A 14,917-nucleotide genomic window follows, 5' to 3' on the forward strand; every position below is an offset into this window, starting at 1 on the left:
TGCAGTGGCAGCAGCGGTGACGGCGGCGGCCCGGGCCCTGGCGGTCCTGGCCGCCGGGGCGGCGGCCTGGGGCGGCTGGTCCTGGTACGCGGCCGCCCACGACGGCTCGGCGGCGCTGGCCCGGAGCCGGGACCAGGTGCTGGCCAGCGGGGAGCAGGCGGTGCAGAACCTCAACACCCTGGACTGGCAGCACGTCAGCGCCGGTCTGAGCACCTGGGACCAGTCCACCACCGGCGGCCTGCGCACCCAACTGGACCAGGGCAAGGCGGACTTCACCAAGCAGGTGGAGCAGGCCCGTACGGTCACCACGGCCCGGGTGCTGGCGGGCGCGGTGACCGAGCTGGACACCCGGACCGGTCGGGCGTCGGTGATGGTCGCCCTGCAGATCACGGTCACCACGCCGGGCGGCTCCCCGACGACCAAGCAGAGCAGGCTGCTCGGTCAGCTCACCCGTACCGCCCAGGGCTGGAAGCTCAGCGACCTGGACCAGGCGTCCGCCACCGACCAGTGAACCGACCGGAGGGCACAGCCGGATGACCACCAGCCGTCAGACCATCAACCACCGGCGCCGGGTCGCGGCCAGGCCGACGGCGGGCACGGGCACGGTCGCCTCCCCGCCCGAGCGGCGGAGGCGCGAGCCCGCCGCACCGCCCGGGCCGCAGCGCCCACGCCGCCGCCCGCTGCGGGCGCTGCGGGCGGCCCTGCGCGCCCTGCCGCGCCCGCGCCGCCCGCTGATCGCGGTCCTGCTGACGCTGGCCCTCGGCTGCTTCGCCGGGTACGCGCACACCCGCGCCGCCGGGGTGAACGCGGGCCCGGACCACGACAACACCGCGCTCGCCGACGCCGCCCGGACCAGCCAGGTCAAGGGCAGCGTCACGCAGGCGGTGAGCGCCCTGTTCTCCTACGACTACACCGACCCGGCCCGCACCGACGACGCCGCCAAGTCCCTGCTCACCGGCTCGGCCGTGCAGCAGTACGCGACCCTGCTGAGCGCGGTGCGCTCCCAGGCGGACCGGCTCAAGCTGGTGCTCACCACCACCGTCACCGACTGCGGTGTCGAGCAACTCGACGGCCAACGGGCGCAGTTGCTGGTCTTCGCGGACCAGCGCGACACCACCGCCGGCGCGGGCGCGAGCGCCGCCTCGGACAGCCAGGAGTCCCCGGCGATGTTCACCGTCTCCACGGTGCTGCGCCACGGCAGTTGGCTGATCAGCTCCATCAACACCTTCACCGAGTGACCAACACGCTGTCAGATGCCGCACTGGCAAAGCACATTGCTGAAACGCAACCCGCGTAGACGACACGCATAGACAACCCTTGACCGGCACCTCGGTCGCCCCCTACGGTCTGGGGCACCGAACCCGCCGCACCAGCGCCAGGCGACAAGCGCTCACCGCTCGGCGGCAGAAGGAGCCGGCCAGACATGCTCGGACGCACCGTCAGGAACCATTCGCAGAAGCTCGTCACGCTCGGCGTCGGCGTGGTCGTGGGCGCCCTGGTGGCGGGCGGAGGCTTCGCCGTGGCCGACACCACCGCCCCGCGCACCGACAAGCAGATCACCAACATGACCACCGAGGTCGCGCAGATCGAGGCGTACTACGGCGACACCGTGGACGCCAACGGCGAGCACTGGCCGTCGCCGAGCAGCAACTACGCCATCCAGGTGCACGGCATAGAGGCGCAGGCCGAGAAGTACCTGGGCGACCGGGCCCGGCACGACCACGGGGCCCGGAAGGCCATCGTGCTCGACGTGGACGACACCTCGCTGTCCACCTACAACTACGAGCTGGAGACGACCTTCGTCTACAGCCCGGCCAGCAACGCCGCGTACATCGCCAGCAAGACCATGCCCGCCGTGTTCGGCATGAACAACCTGGCGCAGTGGGCGCAGCAGCAGGGCTACACGGTCTTCTACATCACCGGCCGCCCGGAGGCGCAGCGCGGCTACACGGAGGCCAATCTGGCCGCTGTCGGCTTCCCTGCGGCGAGCGACACCGACCTGTTCATGAAGAACACGGCCAACCCGCCCTCGTACCTGCCCTGCGGCGCGACCTGCACCACCGACCAGTACAAGGCCGACACCCGCGCCCACATCGAGAGCCTGGGCTACGACATCGTCGGCAACTTCGGCGACCAGTACAGCGACCTCTCCGGCGGCAGCGCCGACCGGGACTTCAAGATCCCGAACCCGATGTACTTCCTGCCCTGAGCCGATCCCGCCGTCCTGTGTGCACCGGTCCCGCCGGAGGACGACCGGCGCGGGCAGGGCGGCGCGAGGTCCCGAATCGGGGACGCCTACCATGTGGGACGTGCCCAATCTGTGGAGTCTCGTCGCGTCCCGGTACCAGTCGAACGGCGCCACCGTGCGCCGGGCGGCCCTCGCTTCGGTCGTCGCCAGCGTCATCATCGTGGTGGCCGGCGGCGCGGTCCGGCTGACCAGCTCCGGGCTCGGCTGCCCGACCTGGCCCGAGTGCACCTCGACCAGCCTGACGCCGACCCCGGCCATGGGCGTCCACGGCGTGATCGAGTTCTCCAACCGGATGCTGATCTACGTGCTGTGCGCCGCCGTCGGCTGGCTGATCGTCGCCGCCTCGCTGCAGCGCGACCGCCGCCCCGAGCTGGTCCGGCTGGCCTGGGCGCAGTTCGGGCTGGTCGTCGCCGAGGCGGTGATGGGCGGTCTGTCGGTGCTGACCAAGCTGAATCCGTTCATGGTGGCCGGGCACTTCCTGCTGGCCATGGCGTTCATCGTGGTGACCATCCGCACCTGGGAGCGCGCCCGCGAGGGCGACGGCCTGCCGCGCCCGCTGGTCCCCGGGGCCATCCGCTCCCTGGGCTACGCGCTGGCCGGGGCGACGGCGCTGCTGCTGGTCGTCGGCACGGCGGTGACCGGCACCGGGCCGCACTCCGGCGACACCGGCGTGGCCGCCCGGATGCCCTTCGACTGGGACCGGGTGGCGCAGCTCCACGGCGACCTGGTGTTCCTGGTGTGCGGGCTGACCGTGGCGCTGCTGTTCGCCATCAAGGCGGTGAACGGGCCGCAGGCCGCCTTCCGGCGCACCGCCGAGCTGGGGGTGCTGCTGGTGCTGCAGGCCGCGGTGGGCTACTGGCAGTACTTCACCGGGCTGCCCGCGTGGCTGGTCGGCATCCACGTGGCCGGGGCCTGCCTGGTCTGGATCGCCACGCTGCGCATCCCCTTCGCCCTGCGCGAGCGCCCCGCAGCGGACGCCGATGCTGACACCGGCGCGGACATCGACAGGGGTGCCGCCGCCCCGGCCGCCGAGGAGCCCCGGCCGCTCGCCGCGCGCCCGTAGCCGCCGCGCCCGGCCTAACCAGGGCCCGGCGGCCCGTACCGTCAGCGGTCCTTGCGTCCGAAGATCCGGCGCAGCAGGCCCGGTCGGCGCTGCGCGGGCTGCCCCGGCGGGTCGACGACCACGCTGCCGCCGACCAGCTCGCCGACGACGGTGATCCGGTGCAGGACCAGCGCCCCGGGCTCCGCGCCCCGCTGGGAGCGGTCCCGGACGCCGCCGCCGCGGATGCTCAGCCCCATGGTGTCCACCGCATAGCCCGACGGAACGGTGATGCGCAGCGAGCCCCCGCGCATCCGCAGGCGTATCTCGCTCTCGGCGCCGCCGACCACGGCGTGGGTGTAGTCGAGCCGCGCCGAGCCGCCGTGCAGCTCCATCTCCAGCCGCTTCGGCACCGGCCAGGCGCCGTCGTACGCGAGGTTGCCGCCGACCCGCTTCACCCGGACCAGCTCCCGGGGCTGCACCGGGGCCGGGGCCGCGCTGCGGCTCGGGGCGGGTACGCCCGCCCCGGCGCCGGGCAGGTCGGCCAGCAGCGGCGCGAGGTCGGCGTAGGTACGGGCGGTGAGGGCCGCCTCCAGCCGCTCGTCCAGCTCCTCCATGGTCAGCCGTCCGTCCCCGGCGGCCACCCGCAGGGCTTCGGCGACCTGGTCGCGGTCCTCGTGGGAGACCCGCAACTCCCCTAATTCCTTGGGGTTCTCGGGTTCCAGCGGCATCGGCAGGCTCATGCCCAAAACCCTAGGGCATGAGGGCGGCGGCGGTCATCAGCCGATGCCTCCGGCGCAGCCGTTGACAGCGGCTCCCGGCTGTCCCTAGCGTGGCGGCGCCCGCAGGCTACCCATCAGTAGGGACCGGTATGAGCCGCCCGTACGACATCGTCCTGTTCGGCGCCACCGGCTTCACCGGCGCCCTCACCGCCGAGTACCTGGCCCGCAACCGCCCGCCCGGCTGCCGCTGGGCGCTGGCCGGCCGCAACCGGGCCAAGCTGGCGGCGCTGCGGAGCCGGCTGGCCGCCGTCGATCCGGAGCTGGCCGAGCTGCCGCTGCTGCTCGCCGACTCCGCCGACCCGGCCGCGCTGCGCACGGTGGCTGCCTCCACCCGGGTGGTGGTCTCCACCGTCGGCCCCTACCTGCGCCACGGGGAGCCGCTGGTGGCGGCCTGCGCCGAGGAGGGCACCGACTACCTGGACCTGACCGGCGAGCCCGAGTTCGTGGACCTGATGTATCTGCGCCACCACGCCCGGGCGCTGGCCACCGGTGCGCGGCTGGTGCACGCCTGCGGCTTCGACTCGGTCCCGCACGATCTGGGCGTGCTGTTCACCGTGGAGCAGCTGGCGGCGGCGGGGGCGGAGCCCGGCTCCCCCATGGCCGTGCAGGGCTTCGTCCGGGCCTCGGGCACCCTGTCCGGCGGAACCCTGGCCTCCGCGCTGACCGCCTTCTCCCGCCCGCTGGCCCTGCTGCGGACGGCCAGGCGACGCCGGGCGGCCGAACCGGCACCGGCCGGGCGGCGGATCCGCGCGGTCACCGGGCTGCCGCGCTGGTCCCGGGCCGCCCGCGCCTGGGTGCTGCCGCTGCCGACCATCGACCCGGCCGTGGTGGCCCGCTCGGCAGCCGCCCTGCCCGGCTACGGCCCGGACTTCAGTTACGCCCACCACGCGGCGGTGAAGCGGCTGCCGATCGCCGTGGCCGGGGTCCTCGGCGCGGGCCTGCTGGCGGCGGTCGCGCCCGTCCCGCCGCTGCGCCGGGCGCTGGCCGCTCTGCGCGCCCCGGGCGAGGGCCCGGACGCCGAGCAGCGGGCCCGGAGCTGGTTCACCGTCAGGTTCGTCGGCGTCAGCGGCGGTCGGCGGGTGGTCACCGAGGTGTCCGGGGGCGACCCCGGGTACGGCGAGACGGCGGCCATGCTGGCCGAGTCCGCCCTGTGCCTGGCCTTCGACCCGCTGCCGCCGACGGCGGGCCAGGTGACCACCGCGCAGGCCCTCGGCTCCGCCCTGATCGACCGGTTGACCGCCCACGGCCTGCGGTTCGCCGTCCTGGACGGCCCGGTCACCGGCGCCCCCGGCGACCGGCGCGGGGCCTGAGCCGGGCCTGAGCCGGGCCTGAGCGATGCCTGAGCTGGGCCTGACAGCGCGTCCGGTGCCGCGTTTCCGGGCCGACGGCAAGTCAGTACGTCCACGACACACATCGGCAGCACGCGCTTAACATTCACCGGGCACTGTGGAGCACATCGGCGAGCAGCCGAGGTCGGTGGCGGTGGGGTCCGGAGCGGTTCCCGGGGCCCGTGGTCACCGGCGGGACGCCCGGACAGCCCCTGGCCGGACGGTCGTCCCGGCCGCGGACAGCGCCGCCGTCCCGCCCTGTGGTCCCCCCTCACGACAACGGGGGCTGCGGGGGTGGCAGCTCCGCGGCACCGCGCTCCGCGTTCCCGGGTGGGGGACACGGCGGAGCGGCAGCGTAGGGGCCGGTCCGGGTGGGACCGGCCCCGATGCTGTGCTGCACCCACACCGCCCGGCGGAACCGGGGCTTCTCGGCCAGCCGCTCCCACTGCGGGTCCGGACGCCCGGGCACGGTCCGGCCGGCTTGCTGCCACTGCGCGGCCAACGCGTCGAACAGTGGCGTCGGCGCCTGAAGCAACGTTTCTGCAGGGTTGCGCACCGCTCCCACGGACCGATGCGGCCGGATGTCCACGTCCATGTCCTGGGCAACGAGCCCGGCCCGGCGGCGGGGACGGCGGCCGGGCCGGGTGCGCCCGAACGGATGACACCCGGCGGCGCGGCCGGGGCGCGGGGCCCGGTCCGGGCCCGGCTCCCGCGCGCGGTGGCTACGGTGGGCCGAGCGGCGCAGGCCGACGGCCCGACGCACCGGCCCGACCGCCGCCACTCCCCTGTCGCATCACCGTCACCCGAGGTCGGACCATGAGCCTGAGCATCCGCAACCAGATCCCCGGCACCGTCACCGCGGTCACGCCCGGCGAGGTGATGGCCACCGTGCGGACCCGGCTGGTCGGCGGGCAGGACATCACCTCGGCGATCACCCTGGAGTCGGTGCAGGAGCTGGGCCTGGCCGAGGGCGTTCAGGTCCGCGCCATGGTGAAGTCCACCGAGGTCTCCCTGGCCACCGGGCCGGTCAAGGGCCTGAGCATCCGCAACCAGCTCCCCGGCACGATCACCGCCGTCGCCACCGGCGCGGCCATGGCCACCGTCAAGGTCACCATCGACGGCGGCGAGCTCACCGCGGCGATCACCAGGGAGGCGGTCACCGACCTGGGGCTGGCGCCGGGCATGCCGGTGGTCGCCCTGATCAAGTCCACCGAGGTGGCTCTGGCGACGCCCTGACCCCGGGCGGCGGTGATCCTTCGGCGCGAGGGTTGCCGACGAGATGATCGGACAATCTCATCCAGGACGCCCCTGTCCGGCGTCCGTCTCATCATCCCTTGAGATGCTTCTGAGGCGGTTGTCAGACCCCCCTGCCAAGCTGTGGCCATGGACGATCATGGCATCTGGGGCGGCCCGACCGAGGGCGCGCTGGCACTGCTTCTGACGACCGGGTGGATCGACATCCACCCCGGTTCCCTGCGGATCGAGGAGACCCCCTCCGGCCGCGTCTTCCGAGCCCTCGACCTGGACGGGCACCCGGTCCGGGGGGCGCTCGTCAACGTCTTCAAGATCCGCGGGGCCTCCGCCCTGGCGGCCTGACCGGCCGTCAGCGGCCCCGCGCGGCTCCGGCGCCGCTCACAGCGGGGAGAAAACGGCGTCCGGCGGGGCGTCCTCCGGGTAGACGGTGAAGCTCAGTTGCCTGGTCTGCTCGGAGGGTGTGGTCTCGCCGCAGCGGAACGACGCGTGGATCAGCGCGTGCAACCGGTCGGCCGCGGCCGCCTCGCCGGTCAGCACGACGTGGACGCTGCCCGCGCCGGAGGGCGCCAGTCGGCGCGGTTGCGGGTGGGGCTTGGCGCGGCCCGTCTCAATCAGGTACATGTCGGTGTGGGCCAGGCCGGGCTTGGGCGTCACCCGGCTGTGCTCCACGGTGGCCGCCCGCCAGTCGTACACCTGGGTGATGGCGTCGATGAGCGCCCCGTTGGCCGCGGGCCAACCCGTCGCCGACAGCCTCACCAGCGTGCTCGCCGCTGACGCCATGGACCCGCCTCCGCTCCTCGGCCCACTCCGGTCGGTCCACTCCGGTCGGTTACTCCAGGGTGCACGCGCGGCCGTCGCCCCGCACCCGGAGCGGGCCGCCGGGCCGTCGGCGCGCATCGGTGGCGGCAGTTGCCGGGCCGTGCGCACCGGCACTGGTCCGACCGTGTGACGGCGACGATACCGAGGCGCTACGGCGGCGGCCGAGACTCGACAACCGAGGAGAGACCGACATCCCGACGGCATGCGCTGCCTCCTGCCTGTCCGCAGGCTTTCGACGGGTGACGCTGGACCGCGCGGCCGCGGGCCCGTGCACACCACGTCCCAGGAGGACTCGCGTGATGCTCACCGAACGACTCACCGCCGCGCTCGCGCACCGGGCGACCGGCGACGGCGGTTTCGACCCGCACGCCGAGCTGGCCGGGGTGCTGTCCGGCATCGGCCTGCGGCCGCAGGACTGCGGGGGCTCGGTCACCTTCCGCGGCGCGGACCCGATCGTCCCCAGCGTGCTCCGGCTGGGCGCGGCGGCCGGGATCGCGCTGGTGGCCAAGTCCGTGGCCGTGGCCGCCCTGTGGCAGCAGCGCGGCGGCCCGGGCCAGGACGTCGGGATGGACCTGCGGGTGGCGCCGCACCGGCTGTGCCCGTTCTACGAGCGCAAGTGGGAGCTGCTCGGCGGCTACCCGGCCGGTTCGGCGTCCAATCCCAGCCTGGCGCTGACGTTCATGTACCACCGCACCGGTGACGACCGCTGGGTGATGCCGTTCAACGCCTATCCCAAACTCAAGGTGGCCGCGCAGACCCTGCTCGGGGTGCCGGACGAGACGGGCGCGGTGGCGCGGGCCATCGGCCGCTGGAAGGCGGCGGAGCTGGAGCAGGCGGCGGCAGCGGCCGGGGTGGTGCTGCCGATGCTGCGCACCACCGAGGAGTTACTCGCCGAGGACCACTACCGCGAGGTGCTGGCCGGGCTGCCGCTGGTGGAGGTGGTCCGGATCGGCGACAGCGAGCCGGAGCCGTTCCGGCCGGGGGCGGCGGCGCCGCTGGACGGCATACGCGCCCTCGGCATGGGCCATGTGATCGCCGGGGCGGGCGCCGGGCGGGCGCTGGCGCTGCACGGCGCGGACGTGCTCAACCTGTGGCGGCCGGACGAGCTGGAGCACGACGTCACCTACATCAGCGCCAACGTCGGCCTGCGTTCCGCGCTGCTGGACCCGACCGGGGCCGAGGAGTCGGGCCGGCTGCGCGAGCTGCTCGGCGGGGCCGACGTGTTCTTCGCCAACCGGCGGCCCGGCTACCTGGACCGGATCGGCCTGTCCGCGCAGGCGGCGGCCGACGTCCGGCCCGGCATCGTGCACGCCACGGTGTCGCTCAACGGTGAGACCGGGCCGTGGGCCGACCGCATCGGCTTCGACCAGACCGCCGGCTGCCTGACCGGGATGATGCTGCTGGAGGGCGCGGAAGGCCTGCCCGGGCTGCCGCCGACGATGGTGGTGAACGACTACATCGTCGCCTGGCTGCTCACCGCGGGGATCGTGCAGGCGCTGCGGCGCCGGGCGGTCGAGGGCGGCAGCTACCGAGTGCACGTGTCGCTGACCCGGGCCGCGTTGTGGATCATCGGCCTGGGCCTGTTCGACCGGGAGTACGCCCACGGCGTCGCGGGCAGCGGCGGCGACCACGCCTACCCGGACCCGGAGACGTTCACCGCGCGCACGCCGCTGGGTGTGTACCAGGGGGTGACCGACCAGGTGCGGATGTCGCAGACGCCGGGCGCCTACCGCCAGGTGCTGCTGCCGCGCGGCTCCTGCCCGGCCGAGTGGCTGCCCCGGGACTGACCGCCGGCCCCGGCGCCGGGGCGCCCGGCCGCCACTCAGGCCGTGGCGGCAAGGGCGGCCAGGTACGGGACCAGCTCGGCCGGGGTCGGCATGCCCGCGATCTCCTCCCTCACCTCGGCGGCGGCAGCCCGCATCGCCGCGTCGAAGAGGACGTGCTCCAGCAGCTCGGCGCTGACCTCGGCATAGCTGCTGCGCAGGCCCACGCCCCGGCCGGCCACGGCGTCGGCGTTGGTGCCGCTCTCCGAGACGCTGGGCAGCACCAGCTGCGGCAGGCCCGCCTCCATGGACGCCAGCGAGCTGCCCGAGCCGCCGTGGTGCACCGAGGCCGCGCAGGTGCGCAGCAGGGCGTTCCAGGGCAGCCAGTCCGAGCCGCCGACGGCCCGGACGTTCGGTGGCAGCTCGCCGAGCTGGGCCAGGTCGGTGTTGCCCTGGGCGAGGACGAACTCCGCGTCGACCTTGCTCATCGCCTCGACCACCGGACGGAAGTGGTCGGCGTCCAGCAGGTGCGGCAGGAAGGTGCCCAGCGTGACCGCGACCCGGGGCCGGTCCGGCCGCTGCCGCAGCCACGGCGGCAGCGTGCCGCCGCCGCTGAAGGAGACCGGCCGCAGCAGTCGCCCGTCGGTGGCGGTGACCGTGCTCGGCGGGGCGATGTCGAGGACCGGGACGTCGGCGGCGGCGGGGGCGGCGGCGCCGTGCCGGGCGAAGGCCGCGGAGAGCTCCTCGAGCATGGTGGCGCGCAGCGCGGAGTTCCGTCCGAAGCCGAGGTTGTGCTGGACGGCCGGGACACCCAGGGCTGCTGCCGCGACCACCCCGGCCGTCGCCAGCGGTTCGAAGACCACCAGCTCGGCCTGCCACTCCCGGCCGTGCTCCACCAGACTGTCCGCCACCAGGTCGTTGACGTGCGCGTACAGGCGGACGAAGGCGTCCCGGTCCGCGGTGGCGCTGTCGGTGACGCGTTGCAGCAGCTCGGGGCGGCGGGCCCCGGCGACGGCCAGCAGTTCGTGCGGGGCGTCGAGCTCGGGGGCGATGTTGACCAGCGGCAGGCCGGCCCGGGTGATCGGTTCGGCGCCGTTGTACGAGGCGAACAGCACGTCGTGGCCGGCGCCGCGCAGCGCCCAGGCCAGTGGGACCATCGGGAACAGGTGTCCGACGGCCGGAGCACCGGTGAACAGGACCCGCATCAGGACCTCCAGGGGGGTGGGGACGGGCGTGGGCGGCGGGTCAGACGAGGTGGACCTGCGGGATGTAGAGGATCCACTGCCCGCCCGACTCCGTGAAGCCGCGCTCCTTCGCCATGATCTCCTCGGCGTGGTTCCAGGCGAACAGCAGCGCGTAGTCCGGGTACGCCTCCCGGAAGACCTGCGGGGAGCGGATCGGGATGTGCGTCCCCGGGGTCAACATGCCTTGTTTGGCGGGGGTGTTGTCGATCACGCAGGAGACCAGGTCCGGTCCGATGCCGCAGTAGTTGGCGACGGTGGTGCTCTTGCCGGTGGCGCCGTAGGCCATCACGGTCCGGCCCTGGTCGCGCAATGTCCGCAGCAGGGTGAGGAGTTCGTCCCGGGTGCGCTGCATGCGCCGCTCGAACTGGGCCAGCACCTCGGGCCGGTGCAGCCCGGCGGCCTCCTCGGCGGCGATCATCTCCGCGACGGCGGGGCCCGGTCGGCGGCTCCCGGCGAAGGTGAGGGTGTAGCGGACCTCCCCGCCGTGCACCCCGAGGTGTTCCACGTCGACCAGTTCGAAGCCGTAGCGGCGGGCCATGGCGCGGGCGGAGCGGGCGGTGAAGAAGTAGAAGTGCTCGTCGTAGATCTGGTCGAACGACGTGCGCTCCATGATGTCGCCCAGGTACGGGTCCTCGAACACGAACACGCCGTCGGGCTTGAGCAGGGCGGTGATGCCCTCGAACACCGAGTCCAGGTAGGGCAGGTGGGAGAAGGTGTTGGCGGAGAAGATGACGTCCGCCTGGCCCTCGGCGGCCGCGATCTCCACGGCGCTGGACTTCTCGAAGAAGTCGTTGAGGTGGCGGACCCCCTTGGCGGCCGCCACCTCGCACACCCGCCGGGAGGGGTCCACGCCGAGGTGCCTGACCCCGGCCGCGCGGACGGTGTCCAGCATGATGCCGTCGTTGGAGCCGATCTCGACCACGAAGGCGTCCGGGCCGGTCAGCTCCCGTTCGAGGAACCGCCGGGCCACGGCCGCGAAGTGGCCTGCCATGACGGCGGATCCGGAGGAGTAGAAGGGGTAGTCGTCCCGGAACATCAGGCCCCGGGGCACCTCTTCGACGAGCTGCACCAGCGTGCAGTTCTCGCACATGCCGAGCGCCAGCCGGTAGAGGAACTCCTCTCGCCGGTCGTCGCCGGGTGCCACCAGGGCGTTGGCGAGGGCCTGCGACCCGAAGTCCACGCACACGCGCAGACGTCCGTCGCAGACCCGGCAGCAGGGTGCGTTGAGTCCGGAATTCCCCTTGGCCATGACGGTTCCCTTCGGAGGAACGAGAGCGGCCCTGCGCCGCGCCCGAATACGCGCAGCACTCACCACGTCCGGCCATCATGGGTTTCCGGCATAGCGTTCCGATCGCCCCGGACGCGACATCCGGGCAAGGATTTTGACGGAACGTCAGTTCTATTTCCGGTGCCGTTCAGGCGCGCGTGGGCAGCACCATCAGCCCGGCCCCGGTGATCCATGGGAACCGCTGTTCGAGCGGTATCTCCACCCGTTCGGCCACCGGCTGCCTGCGGACGCGACCGGCCTGCGGGCCGTCCAGGTCCAGGGCCTCGGCGCAGTGCCCGCGCCGCATCAGCCCGACCCGCTGCGACTCGCGGTAGGCGCAGGCCGCCGTGTGCGCGGGGTGCTGGTCGAAGGCGTCGGGGTAGCTGTCCGGCGGCGTGCCGCCGTCGCCGGGCAGAGGCTCGGGGCCCGCGGCGAGGAAGGCGCCCAGGTCGGCCAGGGTGCGGATCTCGGCCAGCGGCACCGGGGCGGCGCAGAGCGGGCAGGGTTCGAGCAGGAAGAACGACTCGTCGTCGTAGAACGGGTCCAGGTAGGTGAAGGTGTAGCGGCGCAGCGGGTCGTCCGGGTCGGTGGCGTGCAGGGTCAGCGGTTCCAGCGGCAGCGAGCGGCGGGCCCGGGTGCGGTCCGGGCGCACCCGGTGCGGTCCGACGCCCAGCAGCTCCGCCAACTGCCCGACGACGCGGGCGATGTCGGCGTCGGCGTCGGCCGCGGTCGCCTGGTAGTCGAGGTGCTGCTGCGCGACCCGGTGTGCGGCGACGGCGCGTTCGGCGATGCTCACGGTGGTGCTCTCCTTGCGGGACGGTTCGGTTCTGCCGGGGCGGCCGGGAACGGGCCCGGCGTCCCCGGGCCCGCGCTGGGACGCGGACCCGGGGACGCTCGGGCGCGGTGGCCCCGGTGGGGGTGGGGCCGGTGCGGCCCCACCCGCCTACTGCGGCAGCGACCAGGTCTGGTTGGCCTGGTTGGCGCCGCAGGGCCAGATCTCCAGCCGGGTGCCGTCGGCATCGCTGCCGCCGGTGGCGTCCAGGCAGTAGCCGGAGTGCGGGTTGGTCAGGGTGCCGCTCTGGGCGTAGGTCCACTGCTGCCCGGCCGAGCCGGTGCAGCTGCTGAGGTCCACGTCGGTGCCGGACGCGGTGGCCGCACCGGGGACGTCCAGGCACTTGCCCAGGACCCGCACGGTGCCGTCGCCCGGCAGCGTCCACTGCTGGTTGGCGTTGCCGGTGCAGCCGTACAGGATGATCGGGTTGCCGTTGGCGGTGCCGCTGCCGGAGTCGTCCACGCACTGGCCGCCGGCGCCGGTGATCTGGCCGAGGTCGGTGGTCGCGCCGCAGCCGGCGCCGGGCTTCAGCCGGTAGATGGCGGTGCCGTGGGCGGGGATCTGCGCGGTGATGGTTCCGCTGGTGCTGCTGGTGGTCCCGGCCCACAGGTCCGTCGCGGAGTAGCTGCAGCCGGAGCCGCCGGTGAAGCCGACGGCGGCGGCGCTGGTGGAGGCGGTGACGGCGGAGCTGCCCCGGTTGAGGATGGCCACGGCGCGGTCGCCGTTGGCGAGCGGCCTGGTCAGCACGTCCAGCGAGCCGTTCTGCGAGACGACGTAGCCGGGCGAGCCGAGCGCGTCCTGGTCCACGGCGATGACCCCGGTGTTGCCGAGGGCGGCAATCGAGGCGGCGGACAGGCTGCTGACGTTGTCGCTCATGATCATCGGCGAGCCCATCATGGCCCACAGCGCGATCTGGCTCTGCGACTCGGCGGCGGTCAGCCCGGAGTCCCCGGCGATCAGGAAGTCCGGGTCGTTCCAGTTGCCCGGGCTCTCGTAGCGGTGGATGGGGTTGTTGTAGCCGTAGTTGTTCAGCACGCTGTTCCAGCGGCTGGTGCTCGGCGAGGAGGAGTCGTAGGTCTGGATGTCGGAGCCCTCGCGCCACAGCTGGCCGTACTGGCCGACCCAGCCGAGCACGGTGTCCCAGTCGGTGGTGCCCTGGAAGTAGGCCGGGGCCGACTCGGAGAAGACCATGTCGCGGCCGGACGCCTTCATCGCCTGCGACATCTGCGCGTAGGCGGACTGGTAGGTCTGCTCCTCGGTCTGCCCGCTGACGGTCGGCAGGTTGCAGCCGTCGAGCTTGACGTAGTCCACGCCCCAGGAGGCGAACAGGTCCGCGTCCTGCGTCCAGTGGTTCCAACTGCCCGCGTAGCCGCCGCAGGTGCTCGTCCCGGCGTCCTCGTAGATGCCGAACTTCAGGCCCATGGCGTGCAGTTGCGCGCCGACGTAGGCCATGCCGTCCGGGAAGAGGGTGGGGTTGGCCACCAGCTTGCCGGAGGAGTCGCGGCCGGTCTCCATCCAGCAGTCGTCGATGGTGACGGTGTTGTAGCCCTTGGCGGCCAGCCCGGAGGAGACCAGCGCCTGCGCGTTCTGCAGGATGGTGGCTTCGTTGTAGCCGCACTGGTAGTGCGCCCAGTCGTTCCAGCCCATCGGCGGGGTCAGCGCCAGTTGCGCGCCGTCGCCCGAGGTGGCGGTGGTGGAGGCCGAGGCGGCGGGCGCGGCTGCGGCGCCCCCGGCGACCACGGCCAGCGTCAGTGCGGCGGCGGAGGCCGCGGTGACCAGCGGCCGCAGCCGCGCTCTGCCCCGATCACGTACGGAAGACATCGTGGGGTTCCTCTCGACCTGCGAAGAAGGAGAGTGGGCGGACAGGAGGCGGCGCACGCACAACAGGCGCGCGGGTCGGCGCGCAGAACGGGACAGCAGTGGACCTGCCAGACAATAGATGCGCAGGACTGAGCGAACAAGGGGTTCTATTGAGTAAACTTGCGCAATGTTGGACTTGATCACGCAGTAATGAGCATTCATGCAGGCGGGGCGCAGGACGGCCGACACGCCGGAACGGGGACCGTCGGAGCCGGTCGGGCCCGCGGCGCCCGCCCGCACCGCACCGGTCGGCGCACACCAGGTGTCCCCTACACCGGAATTCCCGCACCGACCGGCCGAAAATCTCCCCCTTGGCTGAAAGCAGCCCGGGAGTATGCTCTGGGGGTGGGCACCGCGGACTCCTTCGGTCGGAGCCACGCGCGTGCGTCACGTCGGCACTCGGGCCGCCGCCATCCTGCGCTCAGCAGCGCACGTCGATGGAATCGGCGACAGTCTCGGCCGCTTCTCCCCCGCGGACTCG

Annotated in this window: 14 protein-coding genes; 8 read left to right on the forward strand and 6 right to left on the reverse strand. The window is 73.5% G+C overall.

The genetic code is table 11. The features are described from left to right. Nucleotides 1–4: 4 nt before the first annotated feature. From GXW83_RS20680 to GXW83_RS20695, 4 genes are all read left to right on the forward strand, one after another. Complete coding sequence (locus GXW83_RS20680) at nt 5–511, forward strand: hypothetical protein (RefSeq protein WP_182444503.1); 507 nt, start codon at nt 5–7, stop codon at nt 509–511. A gap of 22 nt (nt 512–533) precedes the next feature. Beyond that, nucleotides 534–1,238, forward strand: coding sequence for a hypothetical protein (locus tag GXW83_RS20685; protein ID WP_182444504.1), 705 nt, complete (start codon nt 534–536; stop codon nt 1,236–1,238). A 185-nt stretch (nt 1,239–1,423) separates the two neighbouring features. Then, complete coding sequence (locus GXW83_RS20690; RefSeq protein ID WP_182444505.1) at nt 1,424–2,209, forward strand: HAD family acid phosphatase; 786 nt, start codon at nt 1,424–1,426, stop codon at nt 2,207–2,209. A 91-nt stretch (nt 2,210–2,300) separates the two neighbouring features. Beyond that, nucleotides 2,301–3,311, forward strand: coding sequence for a heme A synthase (locus tag GXW83_RS20695; protein ID WP_182444506.1), 1,011 nt, complete (start codon nt 2,301–2,303; stop codon nt 3,309–3,311). Nucleotides 3,312–3,352: 41 nt separating this feature from the next. Here GXW83_RS20695 and GXW83_RS20700 read toward each other — a convergent pair whose 3' ends face one another. Continuing rightward, on the reverse strand, nt 3,353–4,030 hold the full coding sequence (locus GXW83_RS20700) for a DUF1707 domain-containing protein (protein ID WP_182444507.1): 678 nt from the start codon (nt 4,028–4,030) through the stop codon (nt 3,353–3,355). Between the two features lie 128 nt (nt 4,031–4,158). Here GXW83_RS20700 and GXW83_RS20705 point away from each other — a divergent pair, with 128 nt between their 5' ends. From GXW83_RS20705 to GXW83_RS20715, 3 genes are all read left to right on the forward strand, one after another. Beyond that, the gene (locus GXW83_RS20705) at nt 4,159–5,379 is read left to right on the forward strand and encodes a trans-acting enoyl reductase family protein (protein WP_182444508.1); all 1,221 of its coding nucleotides are present in this window, start codon (nt 4,159–4,161) and stop codon (nt 5,377–5,379) included. Nucleotides 5,380–6,213: 834 nt separating this feature from the next. Next, nucleotides 6,214–6,633, forward strand: a complete 420-nt coding sequence (locus GXW83_RS20710) for a molybdopterin-binding protein (protein ID WP_182444509.1) — start codon at nt 6,214–6,216, stop codon at nt 6,631–6,633. Nucleotides 6,634–6,780: 147 nt separating this feature from the next. Continuing rightward, nucleotides 6,781–6,993: a hypothetical protein gene (locus GXW83_RS20715; RefSeq protein ID WP_182444510.1), complete on the forward strand. Its 213-nt coding sequence runs from the start codon at nt 6,781–6,783 to the stop codon at nt 6,991–6,993. A 36-nt stretch (nt 6,994–7,029) separates the two neighbouring features. Here the strand turns inward: GXW83_RS20715 and GXW83_RS20720 are convergent, their stop codons facing one another. Then, complete coding sequence (locus GXW83_RS20720) at nt 7,030–7,431, reverse strand: hypothetical protein (RefSeq protein ID WP_182444511.1); 402 nt, start codon at nt 7,429–7,431, stop codon at nt 7,030–7,032. Nucleotides 7,432–7,769: 338 nt separating this feature from the next. On the opposite strand from GXW83_RS20720, the gene GXW83_RS35100 reads away from it, so the two are divergent. Next, nucleotides 7,770–9,257 carry a CoA transferase gene (locus tag GXW83_RS35100; protein WP_182444512.1) on the forward strand — a complete coding sequence of 496 codons (1,488 nt, stop codon included), beginning with the start codon at nt 7,770–7,772 and terminating at the stop codon, nt 9,255–9,257. A gap of 35 nt (nt 9,258–9,292) precedes the next feature. Here GXW83_RS35100 and GXW83_RS20730 read toward each other — a convergent pair whose 3' ends face one another. The 4 genes from GXW83_RS20730 to GXW83_RS20745 form a co-directional block, all read right to left on the reverse strand. After that, a complete protein-coding gene (locus tag GXW83_RS20730; RefSeq protein ID WP_182444513.1) occupies nt 9,293–10,438 on the reverse strand; it encodes a nucleotide disphospho-sugar-binding domain-containing protein in 1,146 nt (381 codons plus the stop codon). Nucleotides 10,439–10,478: 40 nt separating this feature from the next. Continuing rightward, nucleotides 10,479–11,726 carry a class I SAM-dependent methyltransferase gene (locus GXW83_RS20735; protein WP_182444514.1) on the reverse strand — a complete coding sequence of 416 codons (1,248 nt, stop codon included), beginning with the start codon at nt 11,724–11,726 and terminating at the stop codon, nt 10,479–10,481. A gap of 166 nt (nt 11,727–11,892) precedes the next feature. Beyond that, nucleotides 11,893–12,540 carry a hypothetical protein gene (locus tag GXW83_RS20740; RefSeq protein WP_182444515.1) on the reverse strand — a complete coding sequence of 216 codons (648 nt, stop codon included), beginning with the start codon at nt 12,538–12,540 and terminating at the stop codon, nt 11,893–11,895. A gap of 147 nt (nt 12,541–12,687) precedes the next feature. After that, nucleotides 12,688–14,397: a glycoside hydrolase family 27 protein gene (locus GXW83_RS20745; protein ID WP_182444516.1), complete on the reverse strand. Its 1,710-nt coding sequence runs from the start codon at nt 14,395–14,397 to the stop codon at nt 12,688–12,690. Nucleotides 14,398–14,917: the final 520 nt, after the last annotated feature.

Source organism: Streptacidiphilus sp. PB12-B1b (assembly GCF_014084125.1).
Taxonomy (GTDB): Bacteria; Actinomycetota; Actinomycetes; order Streptomycetales; family Streptomycetaceae; genus Streptacidiphilus.